21 protein-coding genes are annotated in these 23,563 nt (G+C 55.0%); 10 read left to right on the top strand and 11 right to left on the bottom strand.

Annotated elements, in window-relative coordinates; all coding sequences use genetic code 11:
• Positions 1–140 precede the first annotated feature (140 nt).
• The 6 genes from hutU (at position 141) to MKX70_RS00200 (ending at position 7,430) form a co-directional block, all read left to right on the top strand.
• Positions 141–1,820: a urocanate hydratase gene (gene hutU / locus MKX70_RS00225; protein WP_156122957.1), complete on the top strand. Its 1,680-nt coding sequence runs from the start codon at positions 141–143 to the stop codon at positions 1,818–1,820.
• Complete coding sequence (gene hutI / locus MKX70_RS00220; protein ID WP_042232997.1) at positions 1,820–3,094, top strand: imidazolonepropionase; 1,275 nt, start codon at positions 1,820–1,822, stop codon at positions 3,092–3,094. Before hutU ends, hutI begins: the two co-directional genes overlap by 1 nt.
• Complete coding sequence (locus tag MKX70_RS00215; RefSeq protein WP_340839331.1) at positions 3,094–4,506, top strand: Zn-dependent hydrolase; 1,413 nt, start codon at positions 3,094–3,096, stop codon at positions 4,504–4,506. The genes hutI and MKX70_RS00215 overlap by 1 nt, the downstream gene beginning before the upstream one ends.
• 12 nt (positions 4,507–4,518) lie before the next feature.
• Positions 4,519–5,841: an amidohydrolase family protein gene (locus tag MKX70_RS00210; protein ID WP_340839330.1), complete on the top strand. Its 1,323-nt coding sequence runs from the start codon at positions 4,519–4,521 to the stop codon at positions 5,839–5,841.
• Between the two features lie 390 nt (positions 5,842–6,231).
• Positions 6,232–6,966 (top strand): ZIP family metal transporter, encoded by a 735-nt coding sequence (locus MKX70_RS00205; RefSeq protein ID WP_081956385.1) that lies wholly within the window; start codon positions 6,232–6,234, stop codon positions 6,964–6,966.
• Between the two features lie 170 nt (positions 6,967–7,136).
• Complete coding sequence (locus tag MKX70_RS00200; RefSeq protein ID WP_042233002.1) at positions 7,137–7,430, top strand: hypothetical protein; 294 nt, start codon at positions 7,137–7,139, stop codon at positions 7,428–7,430.
• 120 nt (positions 7,431–7,550) lie between these two features.
• Here MKX70_RS00200 and MKX70_RS00195 read toward each other — a convergent pair whose 3' ends face one another.
• From MKX70_RS00195 to MKX70_RS00180, 4 genes are all read right to left on the bottom strand, one after another.
• Positions 7,551–8,459: an aldo/keto reductase gene (locus MKX70_RS00195; protein WP_042233004.1), complete on the bottom strand. Its 909-nt coding sequence runs from the start codon at positions 8,457–8,459 to the stop codon at positions 7,551–7,553.
• 255 nt (positions 8,460–8,714) lie between these two features.
• Positions 8,715–9,704 (bottom strand): aldo/keto reductase, encoded by a 990-nt coding sequence (locus tag MKX70_RS00190; protein WP_340839329.1) that lies wholly within the window; start codon positions 9,702–9,704, stop codon positions 8,715–8,717.
• A 159-nt stretch (positions 9,705–9,863) separates the two neighbouring features.
• Complete coding sequence (locus MKX70_RS00185; RefSeq protein ID WP_042233008.1) at positions 9,864–10,709, bottom strand: AraC family transcriptional regulator; 846 nt, start codon at positions 10,707–10,709, stop codon at positions 9,864–9,866.
• A gap of 251 nt (positions 10,710–10,960) precedes the next feature.
• Positions 10,961–11,272 carry a (2Fe-2S) ferredoxin domain-containing protein gene (locus tag MKX70_RS00180; RefSeq protein WP_042134087.1) on the bottom strand — a complete coding sequence of 104 codons (312 nt, stop codon included), beginning with the start codon at positions 11,270–11,272 and terminating at the stop codon, positions 10,961–10,963.
• 373 nt (positions 11,273–11,645) lie between these two features.
• Between MKX70_RS00180 and MKX70_RS33360 the strand changes: the two genes are divergently transcribed.
• Positions 11,646–12,731 carry a YsnF/AvaK domain-containing protein gene (locus tag MKX70_RS33360; RefSeq protein ID WP_042233010.1) on the top strand — a complete coding sequence of 362 codons (1,086 nt, stop codon included), beginning with the start codon at positions 11,646–11,648 and terminating at the stop codon, positions 12,729–12,731.
• A 177-nt stretch (positions 12,732–12,908) separates the two neighbouring features.
• On the opposite strand, the gene glpX is transcribed toward MKX70_RS33360, so the two are convergent.
• Genes glpX through MKX70_RS00155 form a run of 3 tightly spaced genes read right to left on the bottom strand, consistent with a single transcriptional unit; the run spans position 12,909 to position 15,402 of the window.
• The gene (gene glpX, locus MKX70_RS00165; RefSeq protein WP_042233012.1) at positions 12,909–13,904 is read right to left on the bottom strand and encodes a class II fructose-bisphosphatase; all 996 of its coding nucleotides are present in this window, start codon (positions 13,902–13,904) and stop codon (positions 12,909–12,911) included.
• Between the two features lie 34 nt (positions 13,905–13,938).
• Entirely contained in the window at positions 13,939–14,739 is an 801-nt protein-coding gene (locus tag MKX70_RS00160) for a pyruvate, water dikinase regulatory protein (protein ID WP_039302045.1), read from the bottom strand.
• 18 nt (positions 14,740–14,757) lie between these two features.
• On the bottom strand, positions 14,758–15,402 hold the full coding sequence (locus MKX70_RS00155; protein WP_340789882.1) for a helix-turn-helix transcriptional regulator: 645 nt from the start codon (positions 15,400–15,402) through the stop codon (positions 14,758–14,760).
• A gap of 315 nt (positions 15,403–15,717) precedes the next feature.
• Here MKX70_RS00155 and MKX70_RS00150 point away from each other — a divergent pair, with 315 nt between their 5' ends.
• Positions 15,718–16,317 (top strand): hypothetical protein, encoded by a 600-nt coding sequence (locus MKX70_RS00150; RefSeq protein WP_042233014.1) that lies wholly within the window; start codon positions 15,718–15,720, stop codon positions 16,315–16,317.
• 104 nt (positions 16,318–16,421) lie between these two features.
• On the opposite strand, the gene MKX70_RS00145 is transcribed toward MKX70_RS00150, so the two are convergent.
• Positions 16,422–17,372 carry a DMT family transporter gene (locus tag MKX70_RS00145; protein WP_340839328.1) on the bottom strand — a complete coding sequence of 317 codons (951 nt, stop codon included), beginning with the start codon at positions 17,370–17,372 and terminating at the stop codon, positions 16,422–16,424.
• Between the two features lie 227 nt (positions 17,373–17,599).
• On the opposite strand from MKX70_RS00145, the gene MKX70_RS00140 reads away from it, so the two are divergent.
• Entirely contained in the window at positions 17,600–19,036 is a 1,437-nt protein-coding gene (locus tag MKX70_RS00140; protein ID WP_042233019.1) for an aminotransferase-like domain-containing protein, read from the top strand.
• A 321-nt stretch (positions 19,037–19,357) separates the two neighbouring features.
• Positions 19,358–20,029: a hypothetical protein gene (locus MKX70_RS00135; RefSeq protein WP_052416006.1), complete on the top strand. Its 672-nt coding sequence runs from the start codon at positions 19,358–19,360 to the stop codon at positions 20,027–20,029.
• 225 nt (positions 20,030–20,254) lie between these two features.
• On the opposite strand, the gene cysC is transcribed toward MKX70_RS00135, so the two are convergent.
• The 3 genes from cysC to MKX70_RS00120 form a co-directional block, all read right to left on the bottom strand.
• On the bottom strand, positions 20,255–20,815 hold the full coding sequence (gene cysC / locus MKX70_RS00130; RefSeq protein ID WP_340839326.1) for an adenylyl-sulfate kinase: 561 nt from the start codon (positions 20,813–20,815) through the stop codon (positions 20,255–20,257).
• A 456-nt stretch (positions 20,816–21,271) separates the two neighbouring features.
• Positions 21,272–22,174: an STM4011 family radical SAM protein gene (locus MKX70_RS00125; protein WP_340839325.1), complete on the bottom strand. Its 903-nt coding sequence runs from the start codon at positions 22,172–22,174 to the stop codon at positions 21,272–21,274.
• A complete protein-coding gene (locus MKX70_RS00120) occupies positions 22,171–23,559 on the bottom strand; it encodes an STM4012 family radical SAM protein (RefSeq protein WP_340789875.1) in 1,389 nt (462 codons plus the stop codon). Before MKX70_RS00120 ends, MKX70_RS00125 begins: the two co-directional genes overlap by 4 nt.
• Between the last annotated feature and the right edge of the window lie 4 nt (positions 23,560–23,563).

Raw genomic sequence — 23,563 nt, 5'->3', positions numbered from 1 at the left:
GAATGTTGTATTTTGCACAAGATTTTTAATCAAACCAGCACGTATGAAAGTTTCCCGCTGGAAGGGGAGTTATCTCCAGCATAAGTAGTCACCGGGTTTCCGGCATGATCAGCGTGTTCAATGGAGGGGGAGTTAAGAATATGAATATGGATGAACCAAGAGTCTGCCGCGCGCCAAGAGGCAACGGGCTGAACACCAAGGGCTGGGTGCAGGAAGCGGCGCTGCGCATGCTGATGAACAATCTCGATCCCGAGGTGGCGGAGCACCCGGAGCAATTGGTTGTCTATGGCGGAATCGGCAAGGCCGCGCGCAACTGGGAGAGCTATGGTGCTATTGTGCGCTCCCTTAAGATGCTCGAAGACAACGAAACCCTGCTGATTCAGTCCGGCAAGCCGGTTGCCGTCTTCCGCACCCATCGTGATGCCCCGCGCGTGCTGCTGGCGAATTCCAATCTGGTCCCAGCCTGGGCCAACTGGAGTACCTTCCATGAGCTGGATCAGAAGGGGCTGATGATGTACGGGCAGATGACGGCAGGCAGCTGGATTTATATCGGCACACAGGGAATTGTGCAGGGCACGTACGAGACCTTCGCGGAATGCGCCAGACAGCATTTCGGCGGTTCGCTGCAGGGGACGATCACACTTAGCGCGGGACTCGGCGGCATGGGAGGCGCGCAGCCGCTGGCTGTCACCATGAACGGCGGGGTATTCATCGGCATCGATGTGGACCGGACACGGATTGAGAAAAGAATCCAGTCCCGCTACTGCGATGTACTGGCCGAAACGCTGGATGAGGCGTTGGCTCAGGCTGAAGCGGCCCGAAGCGCCGGGCGGGCGCTCTCGGTTGGCCTGCTCGGCAATGCAGCGGAGCTGCTGCCGGTGATGATTACCTGGGGCTTCGTCCCGGATATTCTGACCGACCAGACCTCGGCCCATGATCCGCTGAACGGCTATGTGCCGGAAGGCTTCACGGTGGATACGGCTAAGCTGCTAAGAGTTCAGGACCCGCAGGAATACGTCAAATTGGCCAAACAGAGTATCGCCCGCCACGTCGAAGCGATGCTGGAGCTTAAGCGGAGGGGAGCGGTTACCTTCGACTACGGTAATAATATCCGCCAGGTGGCCTATGATGAAGGCGTGAAGCAGGCTTTTGACTTCCCGGGCTTCGTCCCGGCCTACATCCGCCCGCAATTCTGTGAAGGCAAAGGACCGTTCCGCTGGGTCGCCCTGTCGGGCGATCCTGAAGATATCTATAAGACGGATGCGGCTATTCTGAAGGCATTCCCGGATAACGAAGGGCTGCAGCGCTGGATTACTCTGGCGCAGGCGAAGATCTCGTTCCAGGGGCTGCCTGCACGGATTTGCTGGCTCGGCTACGGTGAACGGGCGAAGTTCGGGCGGATTATCAATGATATGGTGGCAGCCGGAGAGCTGTCTGCGCCGATTGTTATCGGCAGGGATCATCTCGACGCAGGCTCTGTCGCTTCCCCCAACCGGGAGACGGAAGCGATGCGTGACGGCAGTGATGCGGTGTCGGATTGGCCGCTGCTGAATGCACTGGTCAATACCGCTGCCGGCGCCAGCTGGGTATCACTGCACCACGGCGGAGGCGTCGGCATGGGCTATTCGCAGCATGCCGGAATGGTTGTGGTGGCGGATGGAACGAAGGAAGCGGAAGCACGGCTTGAACGGGTGCTGACCTCAGATCCGGGGATGGGCGTAGTCCGCCATGCGGATGCGGGTTATCCTCTGGCTGTGGAGACAGCCAAGGCGCAAGGCATTGTGATACCCATGCTGATTGACCCGAAAGGAGTCAAGTGATGATCTATATTCAGAACGCTGCCCAGATCGCGACGCTTGGCGGTGCCAGCAATAAGCCGAAGACAGGCAAGGAGATGGAGGAGCTTGGGCTAATCGAGTACGGGGGAATCGTGATCGAGGACGGTATCTTCACCTTCGTCGGCAGTGATGAGGATGCGCGCGGCTATGTGAAGCAGCATGCCGGGAATAAGCAGGTGACGGTGTTCTCAGCGGAAGGGAAGACCGTCACGCCGGGGCTGGTCGATCCCCATACCCATGCCGTTTTTGCCGGCTCCCGGGAGTTTGAGCTGAATCTGCGGCTGCAGGGCGCTAAATATATGGACATTCTAAATGCCGGAGGTGGAATCCTGTATTCCACCGAACGGACCCGGGAAGCTACGGAGGAGCAGCTGATCGCCGAAACCGTGAAGCGGCTGGACCGTTTCCTGGCGCATGGAGTAACCACCATCGAAGCCAAGAGCGGATACGGCTTGCGGCTGGAGGATGAGCTGAAGCAGCTGCGCGCAGCCCGCAGACTGGATGCTTCCCATCCGGTAGAGGTGGTGTCCACATTCATGGGAGCCCATGCCGTGCCGGTGGAATATCGCGGCGATGCAGATGGATATGTCCGCAGTGTAATTGAAGAGATGATCCCGGCGGTGGCCCGGGAGGGGCTGGCGGAGTTCTGTGATGTGTTCTGCGAAGAGGGAGTATTCACGGTGGAGCAGTCAAGGGACATTCTGGAGGCAGGCCGGAGCTGGGGGCTGAAGCCCAAGCTTCATGCCGATGAGATTGTCTCCTGCGGAGGAGCGGAGCTGGCCGCCGAGCTGGGGGCAGTGACAGCGGATCATCTGCTGCATGCTTCCGAAGCTGGCATACAGGCAATGGCGGAGAACGGGGTAATCGCCGTATTGCTTCCCGGCACAGCCTTCTTCCTGATGGCGAAGCCGGCCGATGCCCGGGCCATGATCAATGCCGGTGTGCCTGTCGCGCTGTCGACCGACCGCAATCCAGGCTCCTCCCCGACGGAATCGCTGCCGTTTATTATGAATCTGGCCTGCCTGACGATGGGCATGACTCCGGCGGAGGTGCTGACGGCCTGTACAATCAACGCGGCACATGCCCTTGGCCGGGCTGATAGGATCGGCAGTATTGAGGTTGGCAAACAGGCGGATCTGGTGATGTTCGATGCACCGAACGTTCTCTACCTTCAGTACCATTATGCGGTAAATCTGGTGGATACCGTGTTCAAGAAGGGTGAGGCAGTCATTCAGAACGGACGGAGGGTATGGTGATGAGATCCTTGCGGATAAATGCGGACCGTCTGCAGAATAACATCCGGGAGCTGGGCAAGTTTGGCCTGAATGAGGAGACCGGAGGGTTGGACCGGACGACCTTCACTGAGGCTGAACTGGCCGCACGGCAGTGGCTCAAGAGTAAGCTGCAGGCTCTGCAGCTGAGGGTCAGGGTAGATGAAGCGGCGAATATCTGGGCAACCCGGAGGGGGGCGGGAGAGGGGAATGCATCCGGAGTCTCGGATGCTATGGAATATCCAGAGGTTTCCGGAGATTCAGAGGTTTCAGGAAATATGGCTGGAGTGGAGGGTTCAGATCCTTCAAGAGATTCCGCAGCTGCCGGTGGCTTCGGCGTTTCCGGCAGAGCACATCGCAGCCTTCCCGTCATCGCATTCGGCTCCCATATCGATACGGTCCCGAACGGCGGTAAATATGACGGTGCGCTGGGGGTTCTGCTGGCGCTGGAAGTAATGACAGTACTGGAAGAGAATAAGACCAGTACCCGCCATCCGCTGGAGCTGGTCTCCTTCAGTGCGGAAGAACCCAATCCGTTCGGACTATCCACGTTCGGCAGCCGGGCGGTCGCGGGAAAGCTCAGCCGGAGTGATCTTACCGGAGTGCGCAATGAACGTGGGGAGCTGCTGACGGAGGCGCTGCTGCTGGCCGGCGGTGATCCTGAGCATTTCGGGAACTGCCGGAGAGACCCGGCGGAGCTTGCTGCTTATCTTGAAGTCCATATTGAGCAAGGCAAACGGCTGCTGGACCGTGACATTCCAGTGGGGATCGTGACTGCCATCACGGGGATATATCGCGAAGAAATTACCGTTACGGGAGAAGCCAATCACGCCGGGACAACCCTGATGGCTGACCGGAAGGATGCGCTGATGGGCGCCTCAGAGATGATGCTGGCGTTCGAAGCGGTCTGCCGGAAGCATCCGGCGGATGAAGCCGTAGGCACGATTGGCCGGATCAGCAATGAACCGAATGCCGCCAATATTATTCCGGAGAAGGTAGTCTTTCACCTGGAGGCCAGAGGGGAGACGCGTCAGCGTATTCAGGAACTGATAGAGACCTGGGGCGAGCAGGCTCAGGCTATTGCCGGGAGCAGAGGTCTACTTCTGGAGCGGCGGCTGATTCTGGATCAGGCACCGCAGCCAATGGATGCGCTGATCATGGATGTGAGTGCTGTACAGGCGGAGGCCCTGGGGATTTCTGCCCTTCACCTGGGCAGTATGGCGGGGCATGATGCGACCCATATGGCTTCGCTGACCCGCGCAGGAATGCTCTTCGTTCCGAGCCTGGGCGGTAAAAGCCACTGCCCGGAAGAAGAGAGCCGGATAGCGGATATTGAGAAGGCGGGCAATTTACTGCTGCAGTCTATTCTGGCACTCGATGAGCAACTAAGCCGTTAGGAGGATCAAACCATGCGCGAAATATATTCAGCAGATGTTCTGTACACGCAGGACGAATTCAAGAAGAAAGGCGCGCTGTTGGTAGAGAACGGGATAATTGCGGATGTGGGAGAGCGTGAGGAGCTGCTGCGCCGCTATCCCGACGCCAGGCACATCCCCTGGGAGGGCAGAGCGATCGTTCCCGGCACCGTTAATTCACATAATCACTCCTTCCAGAGCCTGCTGCGCGGGATTGCAATTGATAAGCCGTTTCTGGAATGGCGGGATCGGGCCCTGTACAAGTACACGCCGCTTCTCGATGAAGAAGCCATCTATACCGGTGCGCTGCTTGCTTTCGGGGAGATGCTGCGCTACGGAATCACGACAGTCTGCGATTTCTTCTATGTGCATAACGGCGGAACTGCCTATGATGAAGCCGTAATCCGGGCTGCGGGTGATCTGGGTATCCGGCTTGTATTTGCCCGTACCATGTATGACTGGACCGGGGCGCCGCTGGCTTACCGGGAGACGGTTCCGGAGGCTGTGGAGCGTACCCGGTTATTAGCCAAGAAGTATCAGGGCAATCCCATGGTTACGGTGCATCCGGCTCCGCATAGTCCGCATGCGGCTTCACCGGAGATGATTAAGGCCGGGCATAAGCTGGCCATGGAGCTGGATACTCCTTTTCATATCCATGTGGCTGAAGAAATGTTCGAGGTAGAAGAGATCCAGCGTGACTATGGCCTGCGGCCTGTGCATTATCTGGATTCCCTGGGCGTGCTCGACGAGCGGATGATTGCAATTCATCTGGTCTGGCTGGAAGAATCCGAGATTGAGCTAATCGGTGCTAGACACGGGTCACTGGCGTATTGCCCGTCCAGCAACATGTTCCTGGCTGACGGTGTGACCCGTATTCCCGACCTGCTGAAGGCAGGCGTCAGAGTAACACTCGGGACCGACGGAGGCTGCAGCAACAACCGGATCAGTGTGTATGAGGAGATGCGCATGTGCGCGCTGCTGCAGAAGGTCAGCCGGCTGGACGGCACCTGCATCACCGCCGGGGAGGTGTACCGTATGGGCACCCGGAGTGCCGGTGGGATTCTACGGCTGCCGGTGGGCTCGCTCGATATCGGGCAGCATGCTGACTTTGCAGCGCTTGACATTCACGATCTGTCGCTGGCTCCGAAGCAGGAATTATTCGCCAACATGGTCTATGCGATGCAGCCGGGAGCGATCCGGACAGTAGTCGTGGGCGGGAAGGTGGTTTTTGAGCAAGGAAAGATTCAGACCGTGTCCGATTCGTCTATCGGCCGGCGGGTAGACCAATGGTTTGAGAAATGCGCGAAGCTGGAGTAGTTCTAGATAGATCTTCATTGGAGGATGATTGTATTTAGTACAGTAGAACTCAACTTATTTGGGGTTAAAACTCTTTCTATTGTATTTCATACATTTGATTTCTGGAGTTTGGCTCCATAACCCCTTTACTGCTGGATTCTGCTGTACAGAATACAACAGATGCAGTTTTTACGTAGATATGGAGCTGATTTATTGTGCAAAATGCAATTGAACTCTCGTTTGGGCGCTTTGAACGCTTAACGTAACTCCTATGGAGTTGTAGAGCAGCTCTAACGTAAATTCCACCAGTGCGATCTGTATAAAAAGTAAATAATGGAAGCCTGGTTATAATTAAAGCTGCCGAAAGCATAAGCTTGTCTATAGGTCCTGTCCACAAAAGGGGTTGAAGACTTGGCGAGTGCACTTCTAGGCAGCTTTTTATCTGCAATGGCTACGGTGCTTGGCGTGATTCCCATCCTGTTCGTGAAGCGGCTGTCAGAGCTGTGGAAGGATGTTCTGGTTGCCTTCACCGCCGGAATTATGGTGTCAGCGACCACCTTCGGGCTGATGCCGCAGGCGATCAAAGAGTCGGGAATCATCGCCCTTACGCTTGGCTTGATTACCGGGGTGCTTCTGCTTGATCTGATCGAGAGTCATATTCCGCATATTGATGTGGAGAACAAGCCCGGTCTCAGTAATCTGGATTCCAAAGCGCTGCTCGTGATGATCGCGCTGTTCATCCATAATATTCCCGAGGGGCTCAGTACGGGCTTCAGCTATGCGAGTGAACAGGCAAGCCTGGGTCCCATGGTGGCTATTGCAATCGGAGCCCAGAATATGCCGGAAGGCCTGATCCTGGCAGTGTTTCTGATGAATGCCCGCGCGACCCGGCGCAAGGCATTGACTATTGCTGCCCTGACCGGCCTGATGGAGATGGTGTCTGCGGTTATCGGGTATTTTACAGCCAGCTATGTGCAGAATGTAGTCGGTTACGGGCTGGCCTTCGCGGCCGGAGCGATGCTCTTCATTGTCTATAAGGAGCTGATCCCGGAGAGCCACGGCCACGGGTATGAGCGGCCTTCAACTTATTCGTTTATATTCGGCCTGCTGGCGATGGTGTATATTACAACGTTTTTTGGCGGATGAAGGATTTGATTCTCAATAATCAGACCGCCTATGGTGCCATGGACACCAGGCGGTTTTTCGTATTGGAATGGAAACTTCGCACCATTTGCGTCTGCTTCCCAAAGCAGCTATACTGGCTGTTATCCCAGCGATTCATAGAGCGCTAGCTTGAAGATGGAAGGTGTGAATGGATGGACAGACTAACCTGGGAAGCTTTGCTGACATTTGTACTTCTGGTTGCTGGTTTCATAAGCTTGTATGCTGCAATTCACAAACGGACGAATTTTGCCCGTTACAGTATGACGGTTCTGCTGGCAGCCAGCGGGGCGCCGCTCGCGGTAATGCTGGTGCTGGAGAGCCGGAGAGACGCGCTCGATGCGAATATTGGACTGGGTATGGCTTTTTTGCTGACATGGCTCATTACTGCCCTGGTATTTGCCGCTTCGGTGATTATATGGATCGTTAAGAAGAGAAAGCAGGGTTAACCGGATTTATTGCTGTAATTCAAACTTGTTCCCCGGATGTATGAAAAAAGAAGCTGTCCAATGACTGCAGATTTCCTGCAGCTTCAAAGGCAGCTTCTTTGGCTTTGTAAACATTCAACTCTACAAGTGCAGTGTATACCGTCCTGCCTTGCTCACCTTACGGACAGCCTCTAGCTCAAGCGCAGAGAGCGGCGGTGAGGCAGCGGATGCAACATTCTGCCGCAGCTGCGCAAGGCTGCTCGCTCCGGGAATAATAGCGGCAACGGCCGGCTCGGCCAGCGGATACTGCAGCGCTGTCTGTGTCAAGGTACGGGTGAGGGTAGTCTGCTGCATCAGCTGGCCGTGCAGCTCTGACAGCTCCGCGGCAGTATAGTCCAGATATGCCCGCTTCGCCTTGCTGCGGCCATGTTCTGTCAGGATGCCGCTGGCCAGCGGTCCCCGCGCAATCAGGCTGATGCCCTCCCGGGCCAGCAGCGGAAGGATACTCTCCTCCGGGCGTCTGTCGAGAATGCTGTACTGGCTCATCACGCTGACAATTCCTGAGCGCTGCACATATTCCCGGATGACATTCGGCCGGATGGAGGAAATCCCGTAATAGCGGATGACCCCTTCCTGCTTCAGCTCCTCAAAGGCTTCGATCGTCTCGTCAATCTCATCCTCCAGTGTTCCCCCATGCAGCTGATACAGATCGATATAATCGGTCTGCAGCCTGCGCAGACTTTCTTTCACCGCCGAGCGGATATAGGCTTTGGAAGCATCCCAGCTCCAGCCCTCTTGACCGGGAATTCTGCGGTTGCCCACTTTGGTGGCCAGAATTACATCTGCACGGCGGTGCCGGATCGCCTGGCCGACGATTTCCTCATTGCGGCCTTCATCGTAGAGATCGGCGGTATCCAGGAAATTGATTCCGTGATCAAGCGCCTCGTGAATAATAGCAGCAGCCTTCGCCTCATCCGTCCCTAGCGACATACAGCCGAGGCCCATAGAGCTTACATATAAATCAGATTGTCCCAAACGGTTAGTGTTCATCTGACCTGACGTCCTTTCGTTACTGTAATTGTGTCTATTATATCATCAGGATCAAGTGGAAACGGCTACACCGTCCTTCAAAGGACGGTATCCGTTTCAGCGAGAAAGATAAGGAACATTTATTGCGTGAAGCATATACATTCTTATCTGTGCGCAAAAACGGCAATCCTGCCGCCGTTGACTGTCAGCCGGGCGTGTAGGATTGCCGTCATAAGTATGAATAGAAGTTGTCTTACAGTCTTCCAGGCGCTTGGGTTATCCGCGTAAAATGTTCTCAATCTGCTCCAGCTCTTCTGCACTCAGCTCAGGCGCATTCAGGGAAGCTACAGCATCTTCGATCTGGCTGACTTTGCTCGCGCCGATCAGGGCGGAGGTCACTTTGCCGCCGCGGAGTACCCAGGATAAGGCGAGCTGGGACATCTTCTGTCCGCGGGCTGCGGCAATATCGTTCAGCTTGCTTACCTTGGCGATCACCTCGGCCGTGATTTCCTTCTCGGAGAGGAATACGCTTGGTCCGGCTGCGCGGGAGTCCGCGGTAATGCCGTTCAGGTAACGGTCGGTCAGGATACCCTTTTGCAGCGGAGAGAAGGCGATAGTGCCGATGCCTTCTTCAGCCAGCACATCCTGCAGCCCGTCTTCGATCCAGCGTGACATCATCGAATAGTTCGGCTGATGAATCAGGCAGGGAGTGCCGAGACGGCGGAGAATCTGCGCGGCTTCACGCGCCTCTTCAGGCTTGTAGTTCGAAATACCGACATACAGCGCTTTGCCCTGGCGTACTAACAGATCCAGTGCAGACATGGTTTCTTCGAGCGGCGTATTCGGATCTGGACGGTGGTGATAGTAGATATCCACATAATCCAGGCCGAGCCGCTTCAGGCTCTGATCGAGACTGGACACGAGATACTTCTTGGAGCCCCATTCGCCGTACGGGCCGGGCCACATATAGTAGCCGGCTTTGCTGGAGATGATCAGCTCATCGCGGTACGCGGCGAGATCCTTCTTCAGAATCTGCCCGAAGCTCTCTTCGGCGGTGCCTGCGGGCGGACCGTAGTTATTGGCGAGATCGAAGTGGGTAATCCCCAGGTCGAAAGCGCGGCGGACCATGGCCCGGCCGTTCTCGAACACATCGTTGCCGCCGAAATTATGCCAGAGTCCAAGCGAAATCGCCGGGAGCAGCAGGCCGCTGCGGCCGGTGCGGTTATATTTCATAGTGTCATAGCGTTCAGGACTAGCGGTATACATATTATTCCTCCTGTAATTTGTTGGTTAGTGTGTTCTGTGATTAATGTGTACAAACTGGCGCTCCCTATCCGGGGAATGTTAGCGTTTGCTTCTCAGGGCAGGGCACGTCCTTATTGTAGCGAATCCGTGGGGATAATCGTATGTCAGCATGGATGAAGTTTATAGAACAATGTCAGTATCCGTGTGGCGGATGCGGTATTCTTTGGGGGGGCAGCCTTTAACCTTTTTGAACATACGGGAAAAGAGCAGTGCATCCTGATACCCGACCGAATGCGAGATCTCGCCGATGGTGCAGCTGGTCTCGGTCAGCAATTCGCAGGCCTTGGCAATCCGGAAATTAAGCAGATACTGCTGCGGCGGCAGACCGATCGTCCGTTTGAACAGCGTGGACAGATACTTGCGGTCCAGCTTCAAGGAAGCGGACATGCTCTCCACGGTGACATTCTCACAGTAATGGGCATGCAGGTAGTGGAGGCATTGCTCGACATAGACACTCTTTTGACGCGGAATCACCAGGTTGGCAGTGGCCGGAACCGTGCGCAGCAGCAGGGAGAAGAACTCATAGAGGATTACCTTGAGCGGCAGATCCAGCATATCCTGGCAATCAGCGGCTTCAGACAGCTTCTCGAATAGAGACGGCATGAGCTCTTGATCCATCGGGAACACCGGCTGCTCCGGCGACAGCGACGTCCGCGACAGCAGATATCCGGCTTCTTCTCCGGTAAAAGCAATCCATGAGTAGGTCCAGGGACTGTCCGGGTCTGCGGCATAATGCGTCACAACATGGGGATAGGTGAGGAAGGCTTGTCCTGCCCCCAGCGTGTGGCTCGCTTCCCCGACAACGACTTTGCCGGTGCCTTCGTGAATGAAGTGGATTTTGTACAAATCACGGACCCCGGGTCCGACGGAATGGCCGGGTGCGCATTGCTCCTGTCCCCAATAATGGAGATGGAGATCGGGACTGGTGCGGTGTGGACGATGGGAATTATATTTGAATATGGCCATGCTTCAGCCTCTTTCCTGTATAGGGAGTGTTCTTTGCCTAAAAAGCGTATATTCCCCATTATACATCAGTTTCACCAAGGCTGATCAACCGCAAAATAACCCCATAAAGTGAGGCTCTGGCTTCGATGAATTGCTCAGGTACTTTACGGTGACCCCAAGGCAGATACACCGCAAAAAGTCCCGGCTCCGCTGAAAGGGAGGGGGACCTTACGTACATATTTCATAACACAGATGCCGGAGTTTCGGCAGGGTCAGGCTTCCATTTTGAGCATAACGAGCTCTTCCACGGGCACCCCGTTCACCAGATGCTCCTCCACAATGCGCGCCACATCATCGGTGGTTACATTGTAGTACCAGATTCCGTCAGGATACACGATGACAAAAGGGCCGTTGCCGCATAGGCCGAGGCAGCTGGTTTTGTTGATTTTGACCGTTTTGTTAATCCCGTGTTCCACCATCTGCTCTTTGAATTCCTGCATGACCTCTTCGACATCCTGGTTATTGCAGTGTTCGCTGCAGCAGAAAAGTAAATGCTTCTTGAGCACCTTCAAACGCATATTCATCGCGGTTCCCCCTAAATGATATCTGAGTGGCTGACCTGTCTTATGAGGAGTATAGTCTCTTTTGGCGGTGCTGTAATGTGGTTGAGCCCATTGTTCTAAAAGGCTTAATAAATGCCATGAGGAGGATAATTGGATGTGATCTATGCTGACTCCGAAACGGGAAATATGAGTAAAATGTGTCCGGGATGCAGGAGAAAATGCGCTTGGGAATTATTTCCCGGATTATTTCCTGTTTCATAAATAATTTTGAGGTTACGTTTACAGTTTTATAAAATATCAGTTTCGCGGATGCCTGTTTGGTTAAGTAAGGGATGTGAAAGTTAAAGTGAGACCAATCCTTATTCACAAAATAAGCTACCAGGAGGGAATCGTTATGAATAAGAAAATTGTAGGTGTATTCTATACCGAGCATGAAGCTTCACGGGCCATTGAAGACTTGAAAAGTCACGGGTTTCTGACAGAGGATATCTCAGTGATAGCGAGAAATAAACGGGATGTTGAAGCGATCAGTGATGAGACAGGAACCAAGGCGCCTGAGGGCATGGCATCGGGTGCAGCAACAGGCGGTATACTCGGCGGTGTCACCGGGCTGCTGGCAGGCATCGGCGCGCTGGCGATACCGGGGATCGGGCCTATTATTGCTGCGGGACCAATTGCCGCGACATTGACGGGAGCAGCCGTAGGTGCAGGAACAGGCGGGCTTGTGGGCGGTCTGATCGGGCTGGGTATTCCGGAGGATGAAGCGGAGAGTTATGACAATTATGTGGATGAAGGGCGCATTCTGGTTATGGTTGATACAGATAACACGCGGGAAAGTGATGCATACTCGATATTCCGCAACCATAATTCAGCGAACGCAGACCGTTATATGGATGATCCTAATACAACCGGCGATGCTGCGGATACCGCACGTCATTCGGTAACAGATACCGTGGATGCCGCGTTCAACGGCTCGGGTCTTGAAGGCAGGGATGATACAGGGCTGGATACGATGAATTCGGCAACGGAGCATGATCTCCCGGGGACAAGAGCACTGGATGATGTGAACCGGCCGGGAATGACGGGAGATGTATATTCCGGTACAGCGAATGGCATAGACGGGACGCTGGATCATACACGAACTGGCAGGTCCAATGATCTGGATGAAGACCGCAAGCTGCGTTTGCGTGAAGAACAGCTGGATGTATCCAAGAACAAGGTGCAGACAGGTGAGGTCAACGTACACAAGGAGATCATTGAAGAGCAGAAAATGATCAATGTCCCGGTGAGCGAGGAGCAGGTGGAGGTCCGCAAGAATACGGTCGATACCGGTGAAGTCGGAATTCACAAACGTGAGGTTCAGGGAACCGAGCAGGTACAGGATACGGTCAGACGCGAGGAAGCGCGGGTCAACAAGAGCGGTGAGGTGAAGGTGGACGGCAGTGACGAGCTGCTGAGAGACCACAGCCGCAGCCGGTAAGAATCAGGGACGTTATGACGTGCTGACAGGCTAGATGACGGAATTTGTCATAAAAGCTAAAGCTAATGGGAACGGCTTTGCCGTCACTTTAAGCATGGAACTGTGTCAGCGAGATAATAAAAGGGTTTCCGTGAAGTCCAGCCGGACTTCACGGAAACCCTTTTGTATATCCAGATCCTACATAAAGGCCGCATTGGCTCTGGCCGGAATGACCTCCGGGATGTCCTTGCCCGGCAGGAAATGAATGCTGCGGATGTAGCGGATCGTGCGGCTCTGCGCCCGCATGATCACCGAATGGGTCTCGGCGCGTTCCTTGCCGATGAAGCGGACGCCGCTGAGGAACTCGCCGGAGGTTACCCCGGTGGCGGCGAAGATGACATCGCCGGTGCCGACCATATCCTCCATGGACAGCACCCGTGCCGGATTGTCCAGGCCCATCTGCAGGCAGCGCTGCATCTCGAAGGGGCCTTCGGGCAGCAGCCTGCCCTGAAGCTCGCCGCCCAGGCAGCGCAGTGCGGCGGCGGCGAGGACACCTTCCGGTGCTCCCCCGGAGCCCATGTACAGATCTACATCGCTGTCCGGCAGCGCAGCGGCTATTGCCCCGGCGACATCGCCGTGATTGATCAGCTTGATGCGCACGCCTGCTTCACGCAGGATGCTGATTAAGCCTTCATGCCGCTTGCGGTCCAGCACCATCACCGTCAGCTCGGAGAGCGCTTTGCCGGTGATCATGCCGGCTTTGCGCAGCGTTACTTCGGCCGGTTCGTCCAGGCTTAGCTTACCGGCCAGCTCCGGTCCGCAGGCCAGCTTCTCCATATAGATATCCGGCGCATGCAGCAGGCTGCCCTTGTCAGCAATTGCAATCACCGACTGTGCATTATGCAGTCCGCAGGCGACGACCTCGGTCCCTTCCAGCGGATCTACCGCTACATCGACTGAAGGGCCGCTCTGGTTACCGACACGTTCTCCGATATAGAGCATCGGCGCCTCATCCATCTCGCCTTCGCCGATCACCACGGTTCCGTCAATGGAGACAGAATCGAACATGGAACGGATTGCGGTTGTGGCAGCATCATCTGCCGCATTCTTGTCGCCCCGGCCAATCCAGCGTGCTGAGGATAAAGCACCCAATTCAGTGACCCGTACAATTTCCAGTGCCAATTCGCGTTCCATAATGATTCCCTCCAGTGTAGTTAGAATAGTTAGATTAGATATATCCCATGATAATGCCGGCGGTTTCTTCAATCGCCTTATCCGTAATATCAATAACCGGGCAGCCCAGCTTGGCGAACAGTGTTGCCGCATATTCCATCTCTTCTGTAATGCGTTCGAGGCTGGCATATTGCGAGCCGGTAGGCAAACCCAGCATCTTCAGCCGCTCAGAGCGGATCTTCAGCATGTACTCCGGCTTCATGGTCAGTCCGATGATCCGGTTGGGCGGCAGGCTCAGCAGCTGCTGCGGCGGACCGACCTCCGGGACAACCGGATAATTCACCACCTTCTTACCGCGGTGAGCCAGAAAGATGCTGAGCGGTGTCTTCGAGGTGCGGGACATGCCGAGCAGAACAATATCTGCCTTAAGCATGGCCCCGAGATCACGTCCGTCATCACAGGCGACGGTGAATTCAATCGCCTCGATCCGGCTGAAATATTCCTCATCCAGCTGATGGAGCAGTCCGGGCCTGGCCTCCGGAGCATCATCGAAGGTATCGATGAAGGCCTGCATCATCGGGCCCATAATATCCACAATCCGCAGATCGAGGCGGACCGCCTCCTCGCGGATCATCTCCCGCAGCTCCGGCTGGACCAGGGTATAAGCTACGAAACCCTGAAGCTGGGCGGTCTCTTCCATTAATTTGCGCAGTTCATCTTCATGTCTGACATTGCCGTATCTTCTGATCGTGACACGCTGATTCTGAAATTGGTGAATGACGGCCTGCACGACAGCTTCCGCCGTATCTCCAATAGAATCCGAGCATATCGTAATGTAATGGGTGGATGGCTCCATGCTCTATCGATTCCTCCATTATCCTTTGGCTTCAAGCTCGAGGAGAAGCTTCACGATGGAAGTCTTCGTGAGCCGCCCTACTACGTCCAGACCTGGGCCGGACCCTTCCCCGCTGCGGGGAACAACTACCGGCAGACTGTCTACCTCGTGGTATATCATGCGCTGCGCGGCGTCAAGCACCGTGTCATCAGGCGAAACAGTTACTACCTTGGGCTGGCGGGTCATGACCATGCTCACAGGCATGGTTACCGCTCCGGGATTACCGAGCGTGACCTTCAGGAAGTCCTTGCGCGAGGCGACACCGGTCAGCTTGCCGTCGCTATCACAAATGATCAGCGTACCGACATCCTGAAGAAACAGTGTAACTACAGCGTCCTGAATCGTTGTATTCTCGCGGATAATGACCGGGATGCTCTGGATATCGCTAACCTTGGTATCCTGCAGCAGCCCCCGGCTGTTATGGCGCGCTGCGGCTTTGGTACCGGGGAAATAACCGACCTTCGGCTTCGCATCGACATATTCGAGCATAACCAGGATGGACAAGTCCCCCCGGATGGTCGGCCGGCTCAGGCCCAGGCTTTCCGCGATTTGGTCTCCGGTAATCGGCGCTCTTTTTTTCACAATCTCAATAATTTGCAATTGCCGGGTTGTCAGTTCGATCACAGTTTTCCTCCACTTTCCGGTTTACGTTATAGATACAGGCACTCCCTTGGCAGAAAAGGAGCACCGTGCGCCGATTCCCCCTCTTCATTCAGACGTCCTGTTTGAAAATAAATCCTCTAACTTGGTTATATAATACGCAATAATGATCATGAATGCAATATATAATACGTCATATATAATGATTTTATGAAAAAATAGGTAGCATAATCAGAATTTCGTTAAGGAGAAGCAATAATATTCTAATATATGGTATTTATTTAATGCTCTTTCCTCACATGTATGGTAAGGTTTGATCAGGCAAGGAGGTGTATTCATTTGAGGAAATCATGCTTCGTTCTCATATGCGGGATAGTCATCCTAACGTTGTTATCTGCCGGATGCAGCAAGGACACCCCGAAGTACGCAGAATTGTTCACACAGGTGGAAGGGCACAGGGCTGTGTTCAACCAGCCGCTCGAAGACGGGCTTGCCGTTCTGGAAGTTACGGATGCTGTTGGGGAATTTGATCCGAATTTGGGTACAATCATGCAGGATGAGATCCTGACCGTCAATCCAATGGAGTTCATCCAGCAGATTACGGCAGATGTTACAACGGGTACAATCATTGGGTACCGGATAGGGACGGTCTTCCCCAGATCGGACAGCGGTTATGAGGATGCAAGAGAGCTGGTGCGTGCTTTTCTGGACCAATACAAACCTGCGGACGCTGAAGAGACTGACAAAGTCGAGCAATCCGTTCAATCTATTGACCGGATGGCCTTTCCGCTTAAGCCGCTGACAGGCTCAATCGAAGAATCCTGGGCATACGGCGAGGGTGAGAACAAGCTGTTTATCACCTACAGGATATCGAACAGTAACCAGAGTGATGAAGAATTGCCGCTGAATTTGTATTTCAGCTCTGTGGAGCAGCATTAAGGTTCATGGTGCTTGAGCCATATTTGAGCCATATATAAAGACAACAGAACAGCCCGGAGCCCTTTGATCAGGGTCCAGGCTGTTTTTGTTTGGCACGGGCAGAGCTACTCCTGCGGAAGAGCTTCAATACTTGTTTTATGTAGTACGGGTATTGCCGGTTTTTGTTTGAAAATCAGCTGCTTCAGCGCGCCTGCATTCACAAGGACCGTGCCAGCGATAATGGTGAATACACCAAGCAGCGTTACCCAGGTTACCGTCTCGTTATAGAACAGGAAGCCCACCCCGACGGCAATCGGCGGAGAGATATACAGCCAGGTTGACGGAAAGACGGGATTCGTCTTGGAGACGAGCCAGTAGAACAGGGTATGACCAACCATGGAGCCGACAACGGTCAGGTAGAGCAGGGAGCCTGCGGTTTTGAACGATAGCAGGAAGGAGGGATGCAGCGGCTCGGTAATCAGCGATATGATGAACAATAACGCTCCGCCGTACATCATCTGGGCCGCATTCAGTGCCACAGGTGATACTCCGGAGAAGGTAGTGGTTACTTTTTTGGAGTAGATCGCACCTGCCGCATAGCAGATTTCTCCGATCAGGACGACAACACAGCCGATCAGCCAGAGCGGAGTGACATCAGCCGCAAGGCTGGGCAGCACAAGCAGCAGTACGCCGGTGAAGCCGATGATACAGCCGAACAGCGAGTAGCCAGGAGCCTTTTGCCGGAGAAAAGCCATCTGCATCAGCAGAATCATCATCGGCCCGGTTGCCGATAATACGGCCGCAAGTCCGGAGGATACATATTGCTCGGCCCAGTAAAGTGCGGCGAAGGTGCCGAAGGTCAGCGTTGCTCCGGTGAACAGCATTTCCTTGCGCAGTAGCAGCGAGAAGCTGGCTTTGCCTTTCACTACCATGAACAGGAACAGCACCGCCCCTGCCGTGAAAAAACGAAGTCCCGCAGAGAAGAACGGCGGCGCTCCGGCGTCTACGCCGATTTTGATCGCGAGAAAGGTTGTGCCGAAGATCAGACAGACCAGTGAATAAGCTAACATAATCATGTTTCCGTGCCCCTTTGTGGTGGTAATGTGGCAATCTCTTGAAGTATTCTGTTAATCATATCCTCATAGGCGCAGAACAGATTGCGGAACACAGAACAGTTGCCGGGCGGAATGCTGTACAATAGGGCAAAGAGCAGTTGGCGAAAGTGTGCGCAGGAGTGAGCGGCGAGCGGTGAGCTGTGGGCAGCGGGGCGGCTGTGAGTATATTGTGGAGAGGGCGGGGGTATATGAAGAAGTCAGTGGGAGCAGAGCAAAGTAATCCCTTGTTCCGCCAAGTCTATGAGTTCATGGCGAATCGGATCGGGCGCGGGGAGTGGAAGCCCCATGACAAGCTGCCGTCGATCCGGCTGCTGGCGGATGAGCTGGGTGTCCACCGGCTGACGGTATTTAAGGCTTACCGGGCACTTACGGAGAACGGTATGCTGTATGTCAAAGACAAATCCGGTTATTATGTATCGCCGGGCAGCCGGCTGGCCAATTCGGTGGAGGAGGGGGCAGCCGTATTAGGGTATACGGTCAAGAGTCCGATGTCTGATATTCAGCGGAAGCCGGTGACTTACCAGTTCTCTCAAGCGCTGATTGATCCGGGTCTGCTGCCCAACCTGTTCCTGTCCGATTATGTCAAAAAAGTATTCGACCTCTACCCGAAGGTCATGGGTACCTATTCCACCGTGCAGGGGGATGAGGAGCTGCGCGCTACGCTGAGCAGCCATTTCCATGACCGGTACCGGCTGCAGCTGTCGGCCCGCGAGCTGCTGATTACTTCGGGAGCGCAGCAGGCGATCAATCTGATCGCCGGAATCATGCTCGGCCCGATGGATGCCGTGCTGGTGGAGCGTCCGACTTATAGTGTGGCGCTGGATATTTTCCGCCGGGCAGGCGCGCGGCTGGTTCCGGTGGAGATCTCGCCCCAGGGGTATGATCTGGCGGCGGTCGAAGAACTGATGCGCAGGCATAAGCCGCGGATGTTCTATATTAACCCGACGCACCATAATCCGACGGGTTATACGGTGCCGGCTAAGCAGCGCAAGCTGCTCGTTGAGCTGGCGGAGCGCTACCGCTGCCTGCTGGTGGAGGATGATCCGTTCCGTGATATGCACTTTGAGGAGGAACCGCCGGCACCGTTTTTTGCCTATGATACCGAAGGCTGGGTCATCTATATCAGCAGCTTCAGCAAGTACGTGGCCCCCGGGCTGCGGATCTGCGCAGTAGCCTGCCGTTATCCGTTCATGGAGCGGCTGATTGCCGCCAAGTCGCTGGCGGACAACGGGACGCCGCTGCTGAATCAGAAGATATTTCTCCACTACTACACCTCGCCGCGCCTGCAGCAGCATCTCGGCAAGCTGCGGATCGCGCTTCAGGTGCATAAGGAGATTATGGAGGAGGAGCTTGCAGCCACCGGCTGGGAATGGACAGCGCCGCAGGGCGGGCTGAACCTGTGGGTGAAGCTGCCGGACACAGTGTCCGTAGATACGCTGTTTGTACGCTGTATGGAGCAGTCTATCTCCTTCGTTCCCGGTGAAATCTGTGATCCGCTGGGCGAGATGAAGTCCTGGCTGCGCCTCAGCTACTCCTTCGCCAGCGAAGCACTGCTGCGCGAAGGGATGCGGCAGCTGACCGCAATTGCGCGGGAGATCGAGGCGGAGGGTGGACATAGAGAGTGAATTTAGAGAGTAAATACGAAGAGCAGATGCAGAAAGTAGATGCGGGTAAATATTGGGGGTTAGCCTGCAGACATGATGAGCCAGCCGCTATCATATATCCGTCAGGCATAGCTGGTAGCACATGCTCATGATGCAGCCGTTATCACGTAGCTGTCTGGTCGCAGCTTGCTATCACATGCCCATGACGCAGGCGTTATCACGTAGCTGTTATTACGCTGACTGTCCTATTATTCCCGCGTGCCTTTTAGCTGGTATGGGATTTTATGGTTTATAGAGTAACCTTTCTCTGGGAATTTCGTCTGGGGAATAAGGAGAGTGATTATGATGATTGCGATAAAAAGAATCCCGGGCGTCTTGCTCATGATCCTGTGCGTCCTGCTTGTCTCCATGACACTACTGACTGTACGTCCGCAGGTTACCTATGCCTGTTCTTGTGTCATACCAGCTCCGCCGCTGGAGGCTCTGGAAGACAGTGCGGCTGTGTTTGAAGGCACCGTAATATCGGTCACCAAACCATCCGGAATTATGCAATCCAGTGCTGATCCCATGCAGGTTACCTTTCAGGTGGGGGCCCGGTGGAAGGGGGATTTGGGTAATCAAGTGACCGTAAATACGGCGCAGTCCGGAGACAGCTGCGGCTTTGAGTTCGCCGAGGGGGAACGCTATATGGTTTATGCAAGAGGAGCGGAAGCAGATGGAAACCTAGCGAAGGGGGATGAAGAACAGAGTGAGTTGACTACGAGCCTGTGCAGCCGAACTGCCCTGTATGCTGACGCGCAGGAAGATCTGAATGAGCTGGGGCCAGGTACCGGCGGCGGGTCGCCGACAGCTCCGCCAGAGACCGCTGAAGGTGATGCACCTTCAGTACCTGTAGACAACCATTCAGCAACAGCACCCTGGCTGCTATATGTGGGAGCGGGTGCGGGGATGGTGATCTTGATAGCACTAGGGCTAACCTGGCAGCGCCGTCAAAGTAACAAATCACGGAAATAAGCAGCAGCTGATGATCACTGTGTAAGACATAATGAAGCAGGATGAGGCGGAGTAAGAGGAGGCGCGGTAAAGCAACGGTGGAGGATGCCTGGGCAACGCAGCTGGTTTGTTAGAAGAACGGGAGCTTCATATCAATAGAAGGGAGGCTCATGGCTAAACGCTATAAGTCTCCCTTCTATTATGCTCATAGTGCAGGCGAAGCAGGAGAATGTCCGAACTCTAACTTTAGCGCCACGGCTGATAGAGCCGGTTCTCCGTAAGCCAGTCTATCATTTCCTCCACGCATTCCTCTGGGGTACGCTCTGCCGTGTGCAGCCTCAGCTCCGGGTGGTCCGGAGCCTCATAAGGATCGGAGATCCCGGTGAAGGCCGGGATTTCACCGGAGCGGGCCTTGGCGTAAAGCCCTTTGACATCCCGCGCTTCACACACGGGGAGAGGGCAGTCTACATAGACCTCCACGAACCCCGGCAGCTCCCCGCGGGCATAGCTGCGCATGTCGGCATAAGGGCTGATCACCGAGACCACGGTGACGACGCCGTGCCGGTTCAGCAGGCCGGCGATATAGACCGCCCTGCGGATATTCTCGAGCCGGTCCTCGCGGCTGAAGCCAAGGCCCCGGCCCAGTATGCGCCGCAGCTCATCACCGTCAAGCCATTCGACTGCCCGGCCCTGCTCCTGCAGCCGGTCCTTGAGCAGAGCGGCAAGCGTGGACTTGCCCGCCCCGGACAGGCCGGTGAGCCATATCGTTACCCCTGTTTGTGTCTGAGCATGTAGCTGAGCCGTCATTGCTTTGTCCTCCCGTAACTTTTCGCTTCATTGTAGCCACCTTGTAGCCATATTGTAGCCATATTGTAGCCACATTTGCTCTATCCATTGAACGGTACTCTTTCGAAATAGCGGCCTAGGAGATAGAACCAGACTTCTGCTCGAAGCTAAGAACCTCATCCGACAATAACTGTATTTACTACAACTAAAATCACCAGCCATTGTCTTTCCAGTCTAATAGCTGCACTTTCTACAACTAAAAGGACAGACTTTCCCCAAATGAGCGCCTTCGGCCATTTTCAGTTGTACAGCATACACTTATCCGCACACATCCGGTGTTTATCCTTCTTTTAATTGTACGAAATACACATATAGAAGAGAAAGTGTGTTTGGAACTCGCCCGACCTTAGCGGTATCTATCCATCGCCGTATCCATTCTATCGAATCTGCCAACCCAATCTGCCAACCCAAACCCGCTCACCGCTGAATCCCCATTTCCCTCATTTCGTCTGGGATTCTCTCTTCCGCGCCGTAAGGGATCCGCTCCAGCAATCCGGAGCCGTAAATCTGCTCCAGGCCCAGCTCCGGCATATGAATATAGCCGATATAACAGTCGCAGACCTTCATCCGGCAGCTCCGCTGCGCGGTCAGACCTTCGAGGCCGTCGCGGTAGAGGTTGCCGATGACAGCCCGGTCCTTGTAGCAGCGTTTCACGAGACCCGGGCCTTGCACATAGAACACATGGCTGCCTGCATTGCAGGGTTTGCCGAGACTGTCATAGTCCGCAGCATTGATCTGAAAATAAGGATCTATGCCGCTAAGAAAGCTTATATCCTCAGGGGTATAATAGTCCGGCTTGTCCTTGTAGGCGTTCACCCACAGATAGACATCCTCCGGCAGGGCGGCACGCAACGAGGCAATAGCCGGAAAAGCGCCATGAACACCTACACTGCCCACGCTGAATGGAATGCCCTGCCCGTATACAGTCATACACTGCGCCAGGAACCGTTCCTCACTCACCTGCCCGGGATGATAGGTCGCCCAGAAGGCGGATTTGGCCGGATTCAGCTCTGCGGTGAAATCAAGCCGGGCCGACAAATTCGTCTGGATGGCGACTTTGTCCACATGCTCCAGATGGGATAGAGTGATTAGCGCGTCCCGGTACCAGCGGTGTGTCAGTCCTTCCCCGTAGGGATTGAAGAAAATAGACAGCCGGTGGCCTGCCGCTCCCTGCTCCGACACCCAGTGGACGAAGGCCGTAAGATGCTCACGGTCTTTGGCGAGGGTAGCGGCGCTGTCTTTTATTTTGCCGAAGGGGCAGTAAGGGCAGTCATAGTTGCAGGAGGAGAGGGAGCCGCGGTAGTAGAGGACCGCCTTCATGGCAGGATGAACCCCTTCATCTGCTCCCTGATCTCGCCGGAGATGAACCAGTCCCCGATGGAATCGGAGTAGCCGAGCCCATCCGGAGTCAGCCGCAGGATGCCCTCTTCATCCTTGGCGAAGCCGCTCTGTACCAGCAGGCCCAGCTCGGGATGATCTTCCCGGACCGCAGAACCGAATCTCCTGCTGTAATCTGCCACGGTGAGACCTTCGCTATGCAGGATAGCTTTGAGAATGAAGCGCCGTTTCTGTTCTGCAAGGCTCAGTACAATCCCGTAGTCAGCAGTATCATAACGTTCGGCTGCTACATAGTCAGCGATGATGCTCTCTGTAGCTTTGCGGCTGACGCCGTAGCGGGAGGCATAATGTACATTCCGGGTATAGGAACGGGCGCCGCAGCCGAGGCCGACCATGCCTTCCTCCTGGCAGCTGTAATCCAGAAGATCCTTCCCGGTTCCTGCATCCTCCTTGGCGAACCTGCGCATCGAGTACTGGCGGTAGCCATGCTCCGCCAGCAGCCGGCATGCAGCCTGATAGCACTCATGGCGGATATCACTCTGACGCAGCAGATCGCCCGGCTTCACAATCGTATGCTCACGGGTGTAGAGCGGATAGATGAAGATCTCCTCCGGCTCATGCAGCAGCGCCTGATTCAGCGAATACAGCCATGATTCCACCGTTTGCCCCGGAAGTCCGTAGATCAGATCCAGATTGAGGATGGGGAAATCATATTTGCCCAGCAGCTCAAGCGCCCGGTATACCACGTCCGGGTCCTGCGGCCGGTAGATGGCAGCCGACTCGGCGGCCACGAAGCTCTGGATGCCCATGCTGACCCGGTCCACGGCATGCTCCTTCAGAATCGACAGCTTCTCCTCCGTCAGCGTCTCGGGTGAGGTTTCGACGGAGATGGATGTGGCTGAGAGATCCACTCCCATGATATCCGCAGCAATGCCGAACAGCCGGTTCAACTGCGCGGGAGCCAGCAGGCTTGGCGTTCCGCCGCCGATGGCGAAGCGCGCATAAGGTTTGTGACTGGTAAAAGCAGCCCACTGCTTCGCCTGCCGTTCCAGCGCGTCTACGTACTCGGCGTGGACATTCGCTCTTTTATCGGGCAGGGTGAACAGGTTGCAGAAGCCGCAGCGTGCGCCGCAGAAGGGAATATGCATATATAAGAAGAAACTCTCCGCAGGCTCGTCCCGCCACAGTTCCTCTAAAGAAATGGGGGCCGCGAACTCGCGGTAAGCGGTCTTGTGCGGATAGGAATAGAGATAATTGCGGTAAGGATTGGCCGTAATCTGTCCGGTCCATTCCTGAAGCTCCCCGGAGGAGAAGGGAGGTTGCCCGTCATTGCTCTTGTAATAAGTGGATTGCCGGATTGACGTCATACGT

It is taken from the genome of Paenibacillus sp. FSL R7-0312 (genome assembly GCF_038004445.1).
GTDB lineage: Bacteria > Bacillota > Bacilli > Paenibacillales > Paenibacillaceae > Paenibacillus_AQ.
The sequence above is the reverse complement of the archived record's forward strand: the minus strand, read 5'-3'. Positions and strand labels throughout refer to the sequence as shown.